We start from the raw sequence: 17,318 nt of genomic DNA, 5'->3' as shown, positions 1-17,318 counted from the left end.
ATGTACCTCTTCTTCGCCGGCGACAACGGCAAGATCTACCGCGCCAGCATGCCCATCGGGAACTTCCCCGCCAGCTTCGGCTCCAGCTACACCACCATCATGAGCGACACCACCAACAACCTCTTCGAAGCACCCCAGGTCTACAAACTCCAGGGCCAGAACAAGTACCTCATGATCGTCGAAGCCATCGGCAGCCAGGGCCGCTACTTCCGCTCCTTCACCGCCACCAGCCTCAACGGCACCTGGACCCCCCAGGCCGCCACCGAGAGCAACCCCTTCGCCGGCAAGGCCAACAGCGGCGCCACCTGGACCAACGACATCAGCCACGGCGAGCTGATCCGCACCAGCGCCGACCAGACCTTCACCGTCAACCCCTGCAACCTCCAACTGCTCTACCAAGGCCGATCGCCCTCCTCCAACGGCGTCGACTACGGCCTCCTGCCGTACCGGCCCGGCCTGCTCACCCTGCAACGCTGACACCACCCGCACCACGCAGCGGGCCCGGCATCCTGCCGGGCCCGCTGCGTTGTTGGCTGTCCTACCGGTGTGGCGAGACGTACCCCAGTTCGATCGCCCGGCGGGTGAGTTCGGCCTTGTTGGCGGCGTTCAGCTTCGCCCGGATGCGCTTCAGGTACGTGCCGACGGTCGACTCGGTCACGCCCATCCGCTCGCTGATCATCACGTTGCTCAGCCCGCAGGCGACCAGCCGCAACGCCTTGATCTCCCGCTCGGCCAGATGAACCGGGCCGGGACTGAGCGGACCGCAGACGGCCTCGACCAGCCCCGGACCGATGTAGACACTGTCCAGAGCTGCTGTCTCGGTGGCCATCCGCAGGTCCCGCTCGGCCTCGTCGGCGAGGATCATCGCGCGCACGCCGGCCCTGATCGCGTCCGGCAGCGACAGCCGCACGTCCGGTCGGCACACCAGCACCACCCGGGTCTGTCGCGGCAGCACCGACCAGAGGTGGTCGTGCACGGGAGCGCGCCGGAGCCCGGTGATGTCGACGATGGCCAGGGGAGGACCGGACGGGAGGGCGACGAGCCGCGCGACGGAGGCGAGTTCGAGGCTCACCTGCAGGCCCGGCAGGTTGGACACCAGCCGGACCAGCCCCGCCCGGGCAACGTCGGACGGTGACACCACCGCCACATCGAGTGTACTCACGCGGGGTCCTCGGGCTGGTTCACGACGGCACCTCCCGGTCAGCGCGGTACGACGTACCCGAGTTCGATCGCGCGTCGCGTCAGGTCGGTCTTGTTGGCCGCGTTCAACTTGCTCCGCACCTGCCTGACGTACGAGGTGACGGTGGACTTCGTCAGGCTCATCCGCCCACCGATCTGCTCGTTGGTCAGGCCCCTCGTCACCCAGTGCAGCAACTCGATCTCACGTTCGCCGAGCGCGAGATGGTGACGTTCGGCGTCCCCGGTCAACATGCCGAGCATGTCGGCGGTCAGGTGTATCCCGCCGTGCCGCACGGCGTCGACGGCGAGAAGCAGGTCGTCGACCTCCGTGTCACGGGTCAGGAAGCCCCGCGCGCCCGCGGCTATCGCCTGAGCCAGGTCCGGTGGGTCGGCCGGGTCGCAGAGCAGTACGGCACGGGAGTCGGCCGGCAGCAGGCGGGCGAGCGGGTCGACGGCACGGTGCGGCCAGTCGACCACCACCACGTCCGGGTCCAGTTCGGCAGGCATCTCCGCCAGGGAGGTGAAGCCACACGATGTGAACCCCGACGACGCCTCGGCGAGCAGACGACAGACGCCCTGCCGCACCACCGATCCGGCGGCGACGACAGCGATTGTTGTCATAGGGACTCTCCTGTAGATCGCCGGACGACCATAAACACGCCGTCTTGACATCGACTTGACTTGCCTTGCGCAACCGGGTGGTCACCGGAGGCCGACCGATCAGCAGTTGAACACTTCCTGGGACAGGCGCAGAAGGTCTGCGGCGCGGTCCTCCTGGCCCCCGGCGACCTCGCGGATGGCGTCGACCCAGTTCTGCTTCTCGTCGTTGCGCAGGTCGGCGGAGTGGTCCCGGACCCAGGTGACGGCAGCCTGCAACCCGTCGGCGAACATCAGGTCGACCGCGTGCAGAGCGGTGGCCGCTCCGGCGACCTGATGGCCCGAGTCCTGGATGAGGCCGACGCGCAGGCCACGGTCGATGTCGCGGCCCGCCGAACCGATCAACAGGCTGTTGCGCTCGACCGAACTCTTCAACTCCTGGAAGTCGAGCACGAACTCGGCCCTGCCCGACTCACCGAGCTCTCCCAGCAGCGGCGTGAACTTCCGGAACCATGGGTCGCCGTCCACCTGCTCGACGATTTTCCGCAGGTCGTCGCGTGCCCGCTCACCGGCCAGCTCCGCCCGGAAGGCGGTGAACACCTCCAGTTTCGCGTCCCTGGTCGGCGCGAGCAGGAGCTTGCCCACCGCCCTGCTGGTCGAGTCACCACTCGACCGGGCCAGCTCGCGCGCCCGGAGCAGGCCGGCGGCCCGCAACGACTCGCCCAGATCCTCGACGTCGCCGTTGCCGCCGACCACCTGCCAGACCGGTGCCAGCGCGGACTGTTGCGCCAGTACGGCCGACGGCAACGACGTCAGCCCGCCGGCGACCGCTCCGGCCCGCGGAACGAGATGGACGATGCTGAAGCCGTACGTCTGGGACATGGTCTTCAGCGCCGGGGTCAACTGGGCCGTCGTCACCAGGACTGGTTGCTGCCTCTTCAGAGCCAACTGCTGCACCAGGCGGCCGACATCGCGCACGTCCGCGTCCAGCGGCCGCAGACCCGGCCGGACGCTGCCGAGGTGGACGACCGGCCCGTCCACCTCGGCAGCCGCGGAGCGGATCCGGTCGCCCCTGAGCGCCGTGGGGTGTGGGCCGACCCAGTAGAGCTGCCCCGCGTCGAGTTCGGCCCGGCTGCCGGGCGGCAGCACCACGGGGTCGTTCAGTGTTTCTTCAGTCGCCGGCCCGGTGTCCACGACCGACGACGGCACGCTCGCCTGCGGTGCGGCGCCGGTGTCGACCGCACCGCTTTCGACGGCGACCGACGGGGGGTGCTCGCTGTCGGAGGCGAGGTGACCGCCCGGATCGATCCGGTGGGAGGTCAGTGTGCCGTCCGCGTCGGTCAGGTCGAGCTGTACGTAGCGACGCAGGTTGTGCGCGACCAGTCGGGCGGTGCGGAGCGGATCGTAGGTGTCCGGGGTGAATCCGACGGGGGGCGCCAGGGCGGGTTTCCGCGCCCGTACCAACTCGGTCAGTCTGGTGGTACGCGTCGTCAGCTCGTCGACGAACGCGGGTGTCGGCGTACTCTCGTTGATCTTCCACATCAGGTCGTAGCGGCCCGCGACGTCGCGGCGGAGCCGGTCGGCCTCCGGGTCGCCCTCGCCGAGCTGCCTGATCGCCCACTCCTCGACGAGCAGGTAGCGGTGGTAGGCACGACGGGCGGCCGAGGAGGACAGCACCACCTGATTGGTACGGGCGTGATCCCGGATGTGGCCGGAGATGCGCTCGGCGAGGGTGAGTTGGTCGTGAGCGGCCCGTCCCGGCGCGCTGGCGAGCTGGTCGAGGTCGTGGCGCGGCGTGTGGTCGTCGGTTCGGGGCCACCGCTGCGGATCGGTCGTCGGCTCCGGCGACACGCCACTCAGACGCGCCGTGAGATCGGCTATCTCGTGCTCGAACAGCTCGGCGTACACCGGCCCGGTGAACCGGTCGCTGACGAAGCTGCCGCTCGGCTTCGACGAGCCCTTCTCGAAACGTTCAGCCTCCAGCCGACCCTTGAACCGCATGCGCACCCGGTACAGCCGGCCCTGTTGCTTGACGTGCTGCTCGGTCCGGTAGTTCACCGTCTGCCCGCTGCCGTCGCCCTTCGGGGCGACGCGGGCGGCATTGGTGTTGGCGGCACCGGTGTGCGTTCCCCACGGCTCGGTCGGATGAGCGGGGTCGGCGACACCGAGCGCCTGGTCCTGGTTGAACCTCGCCGACAGCTCAGGTCGCATCTCGTTCCTGCTCGCGAAGACGTTCGTACCCGCCTGGTCCTTCGCGTACCGTCCGGTGCCGGTGCCTTCGAGCTGCTCCAACACCTCGAGATGGTGCAGGTTGCCGACGAGGTACAGGCTGGCGCGCGTACGGGAGTGACCGGGCAGGAAGATGTCCTCGGCGAGATGGTGTCGCCGACCGGCGACCGCCTTGCGCAGGAAGTTGCTGAGATGGCTCCGCGAGAAGAGCGTGGGCAGCGTGACGGACGACCGGAAGGTGACGTCGTTCGCCTCGGGGCCGAACATCCGGCCGAGTAGACCCCACCCCGCGGCCAGGCCATCCTCGAGGAAGACGCTGTGGATGTACGCCCCGGGGGGCAGTTTCGGTAGGGCACGCAGGTCGGACGTGTCGAGGGTGCGGGGCAGCCGGCGAGCCTCGGCGACACTGCGCGGCAGCTTCAGCACCAGCTCGCCCTGGTGTTCGCGCCGCACCGAGGCCGACTGCCCCGTGAAGGGTCGGACGCCGTGCACGAGCAGGTTGGACAGCGGCCGGTTCGGCATGTCGAGCCGCTTGACCTCGACGCTGAGGGAGACGTCGGAACGGGTCAGGTAGTGCCCGCCCCAGTCGTAGATGGTCTGTTCCTCGGTGCTCTGGTGCGTCTGGCCGACACCGGTCTGCCGTCCGCCGGAGGCGGTGAGCCCGAGGCCGCCGCTGGTGCTTCCGGTGCTCCCGGCACCGGCGAAGGCCGGCTGGAGCACTCCCATGCCACCCGACCAGCCCTCCGACGTGCCGGAGTTCTGTGCGGTGTACGCGTGGCCGTACCTCTCGTTGCCGGATTCGGGAACGAAGTCGTGAATCTGCGGGGCCGTCTCCATCCGCAGACGCAGCGCGACCTCCACCACCTCGGTCAGGCCGCCCGTGACCTTGTTGACCAGGTAGAACTGGACGCCCTGCAGCAGGTCGTCGCTCATCGACTTCAGGCGCGTGCCGGCGAACATGGTCTCCAGGTAGTCGAGACCGCCGGCGAGACGTCCCATGACCGGTTTCTCGCCGACGAGACGCCGCCACCACACCTCGACCGGCTTACGGTCCGCCGTGTCCGGGGTCCACTGGGACCGGCGCGCCCCGAGCAGACCCGGGACAGCGGCGTCAATCGCCTTGTGCACGATGTCGAAGGGACGCGCCTGCTGCTCCGTCCCGTCCCGGAACGTCAGAGAATGCACGCCGCTGTGTCCCAGGGAGGTCGGCCCGTTCGGCAGCAGGTAGTCGGGAATGGTCAACTCGGCGACGCTGTCGAAGCCGAGGGTGGCGAGGCGCGCGCTGAGCGCGTCGTGGCCGCGATCGGTCAGGTGGGCCCGAAGGTCCGTCAGCTCCTGGCGGTGCGGGTAGTCGGGCCGTGCCTGCGACTCGCGTTCCATCCGCTCGATGACGGCCCGAACGTCCCGGTGGTTCAGCTCCAACTTCTCCTCGGCGTCCCCGGCACCGTCCTTCCAGCGACGCAGCGCGTTGATGAGTTGCGTGTGGCTGATCGGCACGGCGCCCTCGCCGTACCGCTTCAGCGCCTCGTGCTCGGGAAGCAGATAGATCATCTGTCGACCGGTCACGGGCTCCGACTGCGGCCGGCGCACCGACGTGGGCAGGAACTTCGCGTGCGCCTCGTACGCCCCGGTGACGGTGAAGTCGACCGGGGCGAGGAAGGCGTACACGTTGTGGAAGTCCAGGTCGAGCATCTCCACCCCGCCCGTGCGGGACGAGGACTTCGACGTGTTGGTGCCGTACCGGCCCCAAGCCGAGAGCAGGCTCTGGACCGCGGAGAGGTTGGCGGCGGTGGTTCCCGCCCGGGTCCGCTCATCCACCGAGACCTTGATGCCGTGGCCACTGCTGTGCCCGTGCGACGCCTGGGACAGGTACAGCTTGATCAACCCGGAGGTGAACTGGTCGCTGGTGGCGCCGACGAACTCGCTGGCCCCGAGCGTGCCGTGTACGCCGAGACTCCCCTGCTTGTGCCGGAGCAGACCGGAGCGGAAGAGGTTCTCGGTCTGGTATTCGTCGTGCAGGACCTCCTTGAGGTACGACCGCACGTTCGCCGTACTCGTGAAGATCGACACTTCCTCGTCGCCCGGCTGCCCGGCGCCGGTGAGGTTCGGCTGAAGTCGACGCGCGGCGGCGCGCAGCCCCGTGGTGTCCGCGTAGTAGATCACCGCCTGGTCCAGCACACTCACGTCGGTGGGGCGGTCCATGGGCTCCTGGTCGTCGAGCCGGGTGTTGTTGATCGAGGGCACGAGCAGCACGGTCGCCTCGCCGTCGACCGGCTGGCTCTGCCAGGTGGGCGACTCGCGGCGCGGCTTGTGCTCGTAGTCGACGGTCACCTGGTAACGGCTCGGTAGTCGGAACTCGTCGACGTCCCCCGGATACTCCAGCAACTGGGGCTCGCTGAGAGTCTGGCCCGCGGTCTGCGTCGCGCCCTGCGCGTAGCCGTACTCGGCACTCACACCCCAGGTCTGCATCAGCTTCACGCCGGCCGCGAACCGCGCGCTCAGGGCCACCGCCCGCCGACCACCGACGGTGTACGACCCCGAACTGCTCCCGATGGCGAGGTTCACGAGGTGGTACTCGCCGGTCCGGCGTTGCAGCAGCGTCGAGTTGCCCCGCTCGTCCGTCCTGCTCAGCTCCGCCGGATCCTGGACCGCCGTGATCGTCACCCGGGCCGCGCGCCGCCGGTGTCCACGCGGGTCACCGCGCAAAGTGAAGGAGAGGCCGTCCTGGTGGAGCTGGTCGTAGAAGGCGGAGAAGCCGTTGGTGGAGACGAACTTGTCGATCAGCGACAGGTTGGCCAGCCGGCTGTCGCTGCCGATGTGAGCGTTCGTACCGAGCGTCGGTTGCGTGGCGAACGGAAACCGCCGTGGCGGGACGAATCCGGTTCGGGCCAGCTCCGACAACACCTGTCCCCGAAGCTCCTCCGCGACCCGATCGTCGACCGTCGCCAGGCCCATGCCGATACCCCGCCCCTGAGCGACGTGCCGGGGCAGGGCCACGTTCTCCAGTGCGCTGGCCGGCGTGCTGCCGTCCTCGACCAGGTTGGGGGCGTACTCGACGGTCGACACGTCCGGGCTCGGGGGCTGACGGAGCGCGGCGGCGTCGACCGGGAAGCCGTGCGCGAACGCCGCCGGCTCCGGGAGCCGGACCAGCGCCTCCCCGCGTACGTCGCCGGTCTGCGTGGGCGTGCTCCTGGGCTTGTTCGCGACGTGCACGACGGCCCTGTGCCGCAGCCCCACCCGGTAGCCGGCGGTGCGGCCGGCGTACCGCGACACGTGCACCCAGATGCCGGTGTGGCCGCCGCTGACCGAGTCACTGTTGGCCCACGTCCAGCCGACACCGACGCTCGGTCCCAGCACCAGGCCGGGCAGCGGCATGAAGTTCAGCTCTCCACTGGCCCGTAGTTCGCTCTCGTTGGTCAGACTGAAGCTTCCACTGTGCGCGCCGATGGCCGTGCTGACCCGCTCGATGTGCGACTTGTCGCTGGTGGCGCCGACCCTGGTGACGGCGGTTTCGACATCCCGTTCGGTCTGCACGACCACCACCGCCACCGCGTGACCGGCCCGGTCGTGCAGAGTGATCGGATAACCGCCCGCGTTCGTCTGGACCCGCCGCCGCTGCTCGTCCTGATCGCCGGTGACCGATGCGAGCGGCCGGTTGTTGACCGCCGTGTCCAGGTTGAAGCTCAACTTCCACAGCGCCTGGCGCAACTCGCGACGCTCCGGGCCGTCCGTGTCGAGGGACAGTCCGTTGGCCCGCAACTCGGCGACGATCCGGTCATACAGTTCGGGCAGTCCGGTCAGCCCGGTCGCGAAGTACGTGTCCGGGAGCTGGCTCGCGCGCCGGTCGAAGTCGGCGGCGAGCGCGTCGTCACCGGTCGGGCGGGTGGCCTGGACCTGCGCCTCTCCCGCCTGCAGGTAGTGATCGGGCACCCAGACCTCGAGGCGCTCCTGTTCGTCCGGGTGATCCTGCGCGCTCGACCAGGCCGTCGGCACGTCAGTCCAACCGGTCGAATCGTCGGAACGCACCCGCACCGACCAGTTCGGCGTGTACGACACCAGCGTCGAGTCGATTCGGTCGTCCTGCACCCGGCCGGACTCGGCGTCCTGGACGCCCACCGTCGTACGGTCGACCCGGTTGGCCGTACCGGAGATCGTCACCCCAGCGCGTGCCACCTCGACCAGACCCGGACCGAGGCCCAACCCCACGCCGAGCCCGAGCGCGCCCCGCAACGCGCCGGCCTGGCCCGAGTGGGACAGCGAACCCCCGCCCGTGTTGAAGCCACTGCTGGTCGTCTGCATCGCGTGGAAGAGCTTCGTCCGGGCCTCCGGATCCGCCAGGTGCGCGCCGTCCGTGCCCTCCGCGTCCCAGTCGTCGACCTCGGCGGACACGTAACGCCGGTCGGCGGGGCTCGGCGCGAGGACGGCGTCGGTGGGTTCGAGTCGGACCAGCATCTCGACCGGACCGACCTGGAGGAGGTGACCGCCCCCGACGAGTTCCCGGTAGTTGCTGAGCAGCCGGGAGGGCAGCATCGCCTGCTCGGACGGCGACATCGTGACGCCCCTGACGTGCGCCGCCGCGATGATGTTCGCGGCTACCTCGCCGAGGTGCGGAAGCGTCTGGTGCGGTATGCCGATCGTGTGCACGATCGACCCGGGCTCGGGCGCCTGAACCGGCGTGCCCTCGGTCGCCGGTGAGCCGTCCGTGGTGGCGTCGGCGGGGGCATCGGCCGGGCGGCGGATCGCGTCGTACCGGTCGGCCACCGGCACCGCTGGCAGCACGTGACCGTCGGCGGTCACCAGCAGACGCAACGGTGGCGCGTCGGCGTCCTCGACGGACTCCACCGCCGGCACGGTTTCGACATGCGTGGGGTGGATCAGTTCCACCCGGACGGCGAACGCCTGCGCGAGCACCTGGGCGATCCGCTTCGGCGTCTGACGGGGCAGGGACGCTCCGGGAGTGGCGAGCCGCGAGACCCAGCGCAGTACCGAGTCCCGCTTCGCCGCTGGTATCTCCGACGCGAAGCCGAGCATCGGGGCGGCGACTCCCCCCGAAGCCGCCAGATCGGCGAGCAGCAGAGCGGCGATGTTGTGGCGCAGTGCCGGCGCAGGCAGCTCGGCGAGACCCGATATCCGTTGCGCGCCGTGGCGCGCCGACAGGCGCAGGGCCTCGAAGACGGAGTCCGGGCCGGACGCTGTCCAGACCGCGCCCAGGCGGGCCTCTTCGAGCTGGGCGATCTGGAAGTCGGTGAGCCGGTTGACCGACGTCGAGCCCGGTGGCAACACGGTCAGCCCGGCCGGGTCGGCGGCGGTTCCCGTCGCCCGCTGGCCAGCGGCGGCACGGACCTGGCGCAACACCTCCACGAGGCCGTCACCAGCGGGATCGGCCGCACCACGTAGCGACGCGGCGAGTTCCTCGGACGTCGGGAGCGGCAGATCCTCCGCGCCGGCGAGATGCCGCAGGAACATCTGCAGGCCGTCGAACGTCGCCACGTCACTCGGCATGCTGCCGGCCGCGCCGAACTCGGTCGCGACCAGGATCCGGTCGCCGCCGGCCGGCAGCAGGGCCGGCACGACATCACGGGGTACGGTCGCCAGTAGTTGACCGTCATCGGTCGCGACCAGCAGCAGAGCGTCCCGAGCGGGGTCCTGGTCACCGGTTCGGTGCACCACGCCGTCGGGCAGGAGCACGTCGATCGGACGCTCGATCAGATGGGCCATGAGCGTGACCACCGCCCGGGTCCGCCCCGACGTCGAGTCCTCGAGACGCAGGGCGGCACGGATCGCCTCCGGCACGCGGCTCGGGGGCAGGCCCTCGGCGATCCAGTCGAGCACCTGTCGGCGAGTGGCATCGGCGGTGTCCAGGCCGAGCCGGGGGCCGGGGGCGCCGGCAGTCGACAGCTCCGCCTCCAGCATGCCGGCGATGGCCACGTGGAACATCTCGGGGGGTTGTTCGGCGAGTTCGACGCCTCCCGGCAGGCGACGGTGGGTGAGGGTGGCGATGACGGCCGCGAGGTAGCCGTCGTTGGCGGGTACCAGCGCGCGGAGCCCCACCCGTTCCAGGACGTCCGCCGCCGGACCGCGGAGCGCGCCGGGCGCGACCTTCCAGGCGAGTTCGTCCGCGACCGGCACCGCGACCCCGTCGGCCGACAGCTGCGGCAGTCCGAACGCCCGGAACTCCCGGTACGCCTTCATGGCGGGGCTGTCGCTGGTCTCTGGCGTCGCGGTGTCCTCGTCGGGAGTCGTCGGTCCCAACTGGCTCGGTACGACGGTGGGCAACTGCGCCGGCGGCACGACATCGACGGCCGGCGCCCGCTCACCGGCCGGCGCGCCCACCCAGATCCGGACCCGGTCGTGGCTCGGCCCCTGCTCGCGGGGAGCAGCGGTGGTGACCACCCGAACGGCGTCCTTCGTAAGCACCACGCCGTCGTTCGCCCGGTCGTGCGCCTTCAGCAGTTCCGTCAGTGTCTCGGTGAGCCGCCGGGAACGAGCTTCGGACGCGCGCCGGCCGAGCCCTCGATCCAGTCCGGGCACCTGTTCCACGAGGCGGTCGACGAGCCCGGGTACCCGGGCCGGCCCCACGGCCGCATGGAGGCGCAGTGGTGGCAGTCCGTCCTCGACGCGTCGGGACGTCTCGGCCACGACCGACCTGACGAAGGCGTCCAGCTCGGCATGATCGGACCAGGACAGGTCGGCCGCGCCCGGAGCGAAGGTGAACTCGGCTTCGAGATCGCGCCCGAACAGCGGGGTGGGCAGGGGCGGCGGCCCGTCGCGCAGAAACCGGTCGACGAAATCGCCGGCCACCCGTTCCGCCTCGTACTGCTGCCGATGATCGTTGTTGCGCAGCAGGTCGACCACCCGGTCGCCGAGTTCGGCGCGACGTACGCGAGTGGGTTCCGCGACTCCGATGGCGGACTGCCGACCCTCGATGACATCGTCCGCCCACCTGCGGTACTCGCTCCGGACGCTCGTCGGCATGGCCGCGACCCGCTCGAACACCGCGCGGGGATCCTCGGACAGTTCGCTCGACGGTGTCATCCGCTCCGGGACCGGCCGCCGGCGGCGCGTCGGGGTCAGCGACGTGAGGGTCGGTTGGTCCATCCGGCGGTCCGGTACGTGCCGAGGCACCCCGCCACGCGGCCGCGTCACCGTGGGCTCCGGTTTACGGAGTACCCGGTGCTGGGTCGGTGGACGGCGCAGGGTCGACCGGGCGGGGGTTGCCGGCTCCACCAGGTCCGACAGGTCGACCGTCACCCCGGGCCCGGCGACCTGGTCCGCCGCGAGGTCGAACGGCTGCACCTGCTCGAAGTAGCCGCCACCGTTCGGCCACGACTGGCGCAGGACGATCGGCGCGTCCGGGGCCGGAAGGACGAACCTCAACTCCCCTTCGGAGCTGTCGAGCAACAGGCTGGTCGAATGGACGATCACCACCGTGTACCCGTCCGGAAGGTCCTCGAACTCGAAGTCGGCGCTCTGCCCCCGCAGGGGGAACCGTTCACCCGCGACGAGACGCTCGGCCACCGTGGTGGGAGCATGACGTACGTGTAGCCCTCGACCCGATCCGGGTTCGCTGCCAGCAGGGCGGCGGTGACGTCGTGCTCGTACCGTAGGTTGTCGGCCAACCTGGCGGTGGTCGTGGCGGGATGTTCGGCGAACATGCTCTCCAGCAGCGCCTCCGGACCGGCGCTGACCGGGGGAATGACCTCGATGGTCGCGCCGGCCCGGCGCACGACGATGAGCGGCGCGGCGGCGTGGCTCTCCTGGACGAACGCGATCTCCCACAGATAACGCGGCGCGATGATGTGGTCCCCGCCCACCCGGGTGACGTCCTGCATCAGCGCGGGTGGCAGGTCCGGTCGACGTGGACCCCGAAGATCGTCCGCCGCGCGCGTGTCGCGCCGCAGGACCGACGCGGCGCTGGACGGGCCGCCGCTCTGCACGTACTCGTCCGGCAAGCCCAGCAGGTGCAGCATCTCGTGCAGGACCGAGTCCCGGACGTGCTGGACGGGTTCACTCAGATGGCTCCGGGGCCAGGTGCCGGCATCCATGTCGGCGTGCTCCGGCACCCTGATCACGTGATGGGCGTTTCCTACGTCGCCGGTGAACTGCACGTCGAGGTGGAACTGGTCCCCGCCGGGCAGGCGGAAGCGCCCGTTGGCCTCCTGGCGGATCGCGGCCCGCGCGTGGGCCTGGTAGGCCTCGAGGTCCGCGGCAGTGACGCTCCCCTCCCCGGCGAGGTGCAGCCGCACGCGGAAGACCCGGAGGTGGCGCGGGGACGAACGCCGACCGGACGACGTCCCGTCCTGGATCTCGATCCGAGCCACGTCGTACCTGACGTCGGCGCCGCTCCACCGGAACATCCGTGGGTCGCCGGACCGGTCGCCGATGTCCACGACCTCCGCGTCGACCGTCCGGAAGGCCGACGCCGGCAACGCCGCCACGACGTCGTCCACGTCCGGCACCGGATCGTCCGCACGCCACCACCCGCCCCGCCCGGAGGAGAGCGGGCTCAGACGCCACCGGCTCAGGTACTCCAGCTTCGGCCCGGCCAGGTCGTCGACACGTGTCGGGGACGGCGGGATGACGTAGCCGAGTTGCGCGCTCGGGGCCGCCCCATTCGACACCGGCTGTGACTCCACACCGATCCGCACCCGGGAGAAGATCTCCCGCACGTGCGCCGGGTCCGCCCGAACGCCCGTCAGGGTCGCGATCCGCTCGTCGATCGCCCCACGGAGGCTCCGCTCGAACGAATCGCCAACGTAGACGCTGGCCTCCTCCGCGTCGTCCGGGGTTCCGTTGATCCCGTCGTACGTGGCCGTCAGCTCGACGTACGGGCCGGAGGTCTCCCCCGGAGCCAGCTTCGTGATCTGCTGACCGCGGAACTCGTCGACGATCAGGTGCCGGAGCACAGCCTGGTCGGCGACCTCCCGGGCGAGCACGTCGATCGCCGTCGTGGCCTGCGCGGTCGGTTGACCGGAGGACGGGTCCAGGGCCACGTCGATGGCGCGTCCCCGCAGGATGTGGGCGAACTGCCCGGTCAACCGGTGGGGTTCGTCCGGTACCGGGTCGTGGGTGCGGCCCCGCAGCCGGAGGAACTCCGTGGCGGCGGCAGGCACCACCGAATGCCGCACCCGGACCTGCGGCAGCATTCGCCCGTTGCCCTCCCGCTGTGCCCAACGGGTCAACCCGACGTTGAGATGCCGGTACACCTGCGCCGTCAGCCAGTCGCCGAAGTCCGTCTCCCGCGCCTCTCGCACCTCGCGCTCCGGAGCCGTCTCGTCGGCGAGGGCCGGCCGCAGACCGATCTCGACCTCGACGGTCAGCCCGCGCGGGCCGGTCCCCGGACGATCACCGAGCAGCGTTGCCAACGCGCTGTCGGTGGTCGCCGCGTTGACCATGTCGCGGATCCATTCGACGGTCGCCCGAGCGGCACCCGCGCCAAGGTCGGCGGGTACGTCCTTCTCGGTCGAGGTGGCCCGCAGCTCGCGCAGGTAAGCGGCCAGGCCGCTACCCGAGGACACCGGCCAGTGGTCCGGACCGGGTACGACGTCGACCAGACCGTCGCCCTGCGCCTCGACCGCCTCGTCCCACAGGACGGGCACCCCCGCTTGTCGCGCCTCGGGCGCAATCTGGACGGTCGCCTCCGGTACGCCGTCAGCCTGCCCGACCGTGTTGCCGGCGGGGGCGGCGAGAAGAGAGTCGCGCCCGGTCGACGTCGATGTCGAGATGGTGGCGGGAGGCAGGATGAGCTGGCGGTTCTCGATGGTGCCGCCGTCCGGATCGATGAGCAGGACCCGCGACTCCATCGGGTTTCCCAGCTCCGCGATGACGCGCGACCCGCCCTCGTCGGGGACGAGTCGCGCCGCGCCACCGGCCCGGGGGTCGATCCACCGGCTCCGCTCGTCCGACGAGCGGTAGACGGCCAGTCCCCGGAGCCGTCCCTCGGTGCCGAGGGCGAGGACGAGCGCCGTACTGCCCGGTCCCGACCGTCGGAGAGCAGCGTCCACCGCCTCCCACGAGGGGGGCCGACCCCAGTGTTCGATGGCGCGGAAGTCGTCCACGTCGTTGGCCGTCCCGGTGACCGCTTGCGCTGGGCCGGGCAGGCGCCGTACGCCCGCCGGGTAGAGCGCGCCGGCCAGCGCACCGAGGAGTGCCAACTCGTCGTGGTTCGCGCCGGTCGACTCGACCACGCGGTCCGCGATCGACGCGAGCTGGGCCAGGGTCAGCGCCCGACCGACGGGGGTGAACGCCGCCCTGGTCCGGCGTTCGGCGGGATGTACGAGGACGGCCCCGGTCCCACCGGACGTCTCGATCGGCACGATCCGCGGTCCGCTCAACGCCCGCGAGTCAGGGGGCCGCACGAGCACCGGCAGACCGAGCTGGTCGGCGTGGTCGGCCGCGACCTCCGGGCCGGGATCGAGAACCTGCGGTACGTACACCATCCGCTCGACGACGGTCTGCGGCTGACCTCGCAGGGCGTCCGCGACGAGCCCGGTGCCGAACGCGGCGCGATCGACATGGAGCTGGTGGAGACCCGGTAGCCGCGCGGCGGCGAGCACCGAGTCGGGCACCGGGCCGCCGAGGCTGAGCCACTGACCGGAGCGCACCCAGGTGGTGACGAACTCCGGGCAGGCCACCTCGGCGACATCCGTCATCGCGGACCTCCTCGTCCGGCCCGGGGCGTCAGTGGCAGGTCAGGATCTCGTGCGTCAACTCCTTGATCTCGTCGGCCAACCCCGGCATCTCCTTGAGCCGGTCGCTCGCCAGGAGTTCCTTGAACCGGAAGTGCCAGGGCACCCGGTCCGCACCGGTCAGACAGTCCACGGACAGCACCCGACGCCAGGCGTCGCTGCCCGCCACCCGGCCCGGGTCGAGCAGCAGCTTGACCGCCTCGAAGATGGAGGCGTGCGCCTGGGCGACCTCCTTGCCACCGGCCGCCGCCCGCGCCGCCTGTTCCTCGTACGACTCGCCCACGGCGCGGACCAGCGTGACCGCGTCGGTCGCGTCGACGGAGCCGTCGAGCATGCCCTGGAACAACAGGGTGTCCCACGCCATCCGGGTGCCGTGCGTCTTCGGGGGATGCACGCCCGGGCCGGTCTCCATCTCGCCCAGCCACCCGGTGGACGAGGTCAGGTAGTCGAAGACGAAGCGCGCGTCGAGCGACCGTCCCGCTGGCCAGGGCTGCCCGTCGTGGAACAACGACACCAGGGTCGGTCCGATCGGCTCCCCGCCGTCGACCACGGGCGCCCGCAGGGCCAGGTCGAGCCCTCGAAGCCGCAGATCCTCCGGGAACCTGGTGGTCAGGTCCCGCGCGGCCGTGAGCACACCCGGATCCCGCAACTGGTCGGCATGATCGGCGAAGTGCTCCGCCGCCCGCTGGTAGGAGTCCTGCGTCAGGAAATCGACCAGGACTGGCGGCAACGGTGCACGGGCCGTCATGCCGGACAGGTCCGCGGCGTCCAGCATGTCCCGGGTCACCGTCGCACCGTCGAGGGTTCTCGGCGCGGCGTCGGGGCGGACGACCTGCCACCCGGACCGGGCGTCGATACCGCCCTGCATCACCTGCTGGACGACCGCCGCGTCGTAGGTCCGGGCGAGCCGCTCGATCTCGTCGTGCTGACGGGTCGCCACGATCGTCGGCCGCACGTTGTTCAGGTAGTAGCGCTCCAGGCTCGTTCTGATCTTGGTGAACTGTTCGCGGTCCAATGGGCGGCCCTCGCCGGACTGCACGCGTACGTCGACCGCGATGACGGGCATGCCCTCGAAGTCGACGGAGTTCAGCCCGTACCGGCTCAGGTTCTCCTGCGGCCACGGGCCGACGTACGTCACCTCGTGGTGGAGCGGACGGACCGCCACCGGCCCGGTGGCCTCGGGCAGGGCGACCGGCGTGCCGTCCGGACCGACCAGCATCGCGCGCGCGTCGTCGCGTTCGAGGACGGCGGTACGCCAGTCGGTCCCACCGTCGATGTCGAAGACCTGCGCCGCACCGACGGCGCGCGGGTCGTGCCACGTGAGAGCGCCGTTCTCGTCCGAGGTCAGCCAGAACACCTGCTCGGTGGAGGTACCGACGGCCGTGCCGGTGACCAGTGCCGCCGAGCCCGGGCTGCGGCGGAGCAGGCTCTCGAGCGCCGCCGGTCGCACCGGTGTGAGGGTGCCGCCGATCGCGCTCGCCACGCGGCTGACCGTCGGCGGCTCGGTGGAGGTGAGCAGGTCGAAGGTGTCGGTGCCTCCGTACCGCGCGACGTACGCGCCGAGCGCGTACGTCGTCGCGTGCGCCGCCGGCCCGACGTGCGCGAGGTCTCCCGGGCTGATGCCAAGTCCGAGCTGCGTGCGGGTGAGCGCGGCCCGCTCGTGCCAGCCGGCGAGCCGGTCCATCCCGTCGCGGATACTGGACGGCGTCCCGGGCAGGCCGACGGCGTCGAGCAGCGCCGCTCGCTGCGCCGCCGCGCTGGGTGGAAGGACCCGGTAGCCGGACGCCTCCAGGGCGGTCGCGCGACCCCCGGCGTCCACCGGCACGACATCCCCGCCTGCGATGGGCTCGACCGTCGACACGGGCAGATCGAGGCCGGCCGCGACGGACCGCAGTGTCTCCGCGTCGGTGACCGGGGACAGCGTCTCCGGGTCCAGCACCGTGACCGTGTAGCTGGCCCGTGCTCGCGGATCCAACTGGTCCAGGTAGCGCAGGAGCGCGGGGTCGAGCGCCGAGTCCCGGGTCACGAAGAAGGTGACGCCCGCCGAGACGGTCATCCCGTTGGCGGTCTCCAACAGGTCGGCGTTGACCTGCGGGTCGATCGAGGCCGGCTGGTACATGAAGCCCTTGCCGAGCACGGATACCAGCACACCAGGCAGGCAGTCGGACATTGTGGGCATAACAGCTCCCTCGATGCGAGGACTTGACGTGTCGTGCTCCCAGAACGGACGGGGTGGGCCTCGGGTTCAGAATCCCTGGGCACGCGAGGGATCGGGCCTCAGAACCGAGCTGCCGAACGGAGCACGTCCTGAAGGCTCGCCATCCGCTCGGTGGCCTGCTCGCGGAGCTGAGCCGCCGCGTCCCGCAGGGCGAGCAGGACCGCCTCCTCGACCTCCGCGCGCCCGCCGGCCACGATCTCGTCGTCGATGCGCAGGCTCCGGACCTCGCCCGTCGGGGTCATCGTCACGGCGACCGCGCCCCCTGCGGCGGTGCCGGTGACCTCGAGGACCGTCATCTGGTCCCGGACGGAGGCAATCTGCTGCTGCAATTCCTGGGCCTGCCGCAGCAGGCCGTCCATGCCATCTTCCGCCATGCTCCGAGGTTGCAGCGTTTCAGGGAGCGTCCC

The 17,318-nt window shown here is 70.9% G+C and carries 7 protein-coding genes; 1 reads left to right on the top strand and 6 read right to left on the bottom strand.

Translation table 11 applies throughout. The features are described from left to right. Nucleotides 1-477: non-reducing end alpha-L-arabinofuranosidase family hydrolase (locus tag ABZ272_RS06105; protein ID WP_355048765.1), on the top strand; the 477-nt coding region annotated here is incomplete at its 5' end. Nucleotides 478-538: 61 nt separating this feature from the next. On the opposite strand, the gene ABZ272_RS06100 is transcribed toward ABZ272_RS06105, so the two are convergent. From ABZ272_RS06100 to ABZ272_RS06075, 6 genes are all read right to left on the bottom strand, one after another. Then, nucleotides 539-1,162 (bottom strand): LuxR C-terminal-related transcriptional regulator, encoded by a 624-nt coding sequence (locus ABZ272_RS06100; protein WP_355048764.1) that lies wholly within the window; start codon nucleotides 1,160-1,162, stop codon nucleotides 539-541. A 38-nt stretch (nucleotides 1,163-1,200) separates the two neighbouring features. Continuing rightward, nucleotides 1,201-1,800, bottom strand: coding sequence for a response regulator transcription factor (locus tag ABZ272_RS06095; protein WP_355048763.1), 600 nt, complete (start codon nucleotides 1,798-1,800; stop codon nucleotides 1,201-1,203). Between the two features lie 99 nt (nucleotides 1,801-1,899). Then, nucleotides 1,900-11,523 carry a hypothetical protein gene (locus ABZ272_RS06090; RefSeq protein ID WP_355048762.1) on the bottom strand — a complete coding sequence of 3,208 codons (9,624 nt, stop codon included), beginning with the start codon at nucleotides 11,521-11,523 and terminating at the stop codon, nucleotides 1,900-1,902. Beyond that, on the bottom strand, nucleotides 11,427-14,657 hold the full coding sequence (locus tag ABZ272_RS06085) for a hypothetical protein (protein ID WP_355048761.1): 3,231 nt from the start codon (nucleotides 14,655-14,657) through the stop codon (nucleotides 11,427-11,429). The genes ABZ272_RS06090 and ABZ272_RS06085 overlap by 97 nt, the downstream gene beginning before the upstream one ends. A gap of 28 nt (nucleotides 14,658-14,685) precedes the next feature. Continuing rightward, nucleotides 14,686-16,872, bottom strand: a complete 2,187-nt coding sequence (locus tag ABZ272_RS06080) for a hypothetical protein (protein ID WP_355048760.1) — start codon at nucleotides 16,870-16,872, stop codon at nucleotides 14,686-14,688. Between the two features lie 98 nt (nucleotides 16,873-16,970). Next, a complete protein-coding gene (locus ABZ272_RS06075; RefSeq protein ID WP_355048759.1) occupies nucleotides 16,971-17,285 on the bottom strand; it encodes a YbaB/EbfC family nucleoid-associated protein in 315 nt (104 codons plus the stop codon). Nucleotides 17,286-17,318: the final 33 nt, after the last annotated feature.

This window comes from Micromonospora sp. NPDC005979 (assembly GCF_040614415.1).
Taxonomy (GTDB): domain Bacteria; phylum Actinomycetota; class Actinomycetes; order Mycobacteriales; family Micromonosporaceae; genus Micromonospora.
This window is presented reverse-complemented; position numbering and strand designations above follow the sequence as displayed.

What these genes read in the sequence shown, in the direction of transcription:
- ABZ272_RS06080 (WP_355048760.1), bottom strand. Translation starts at nt 16,872, where the DNA reads ATGCCCACAATGTCCGACTGCCTGCCTGGTGTGCTGGTATCCGTGCTC.
- ABZ272_RS06075 (WP_355048759.1), bottom strand. Translation starts at nt 17,285, where the DNA reads ATGGCGGAAGATGGCATGGACGGCCTGCTGCGGCAGGCCCAGGAATTG.
- ABZ272_RS06085 (WP_355048761.1), bottom strand. Translation starts at nt 14,657, where the DNA reads ATGACGGATGTCGCCGAGGTGGCCTGCCCGGAGTTCGTCACCACCTGG.
- ABZ272_RS06095 (WP_355048763.1), bottom strand. Translation starts at nt 1,800, where the DNA reads ATGACAACAATCGCTGTCGTCGCCGCCGGATCGGTGGTGCGGCAGGGC.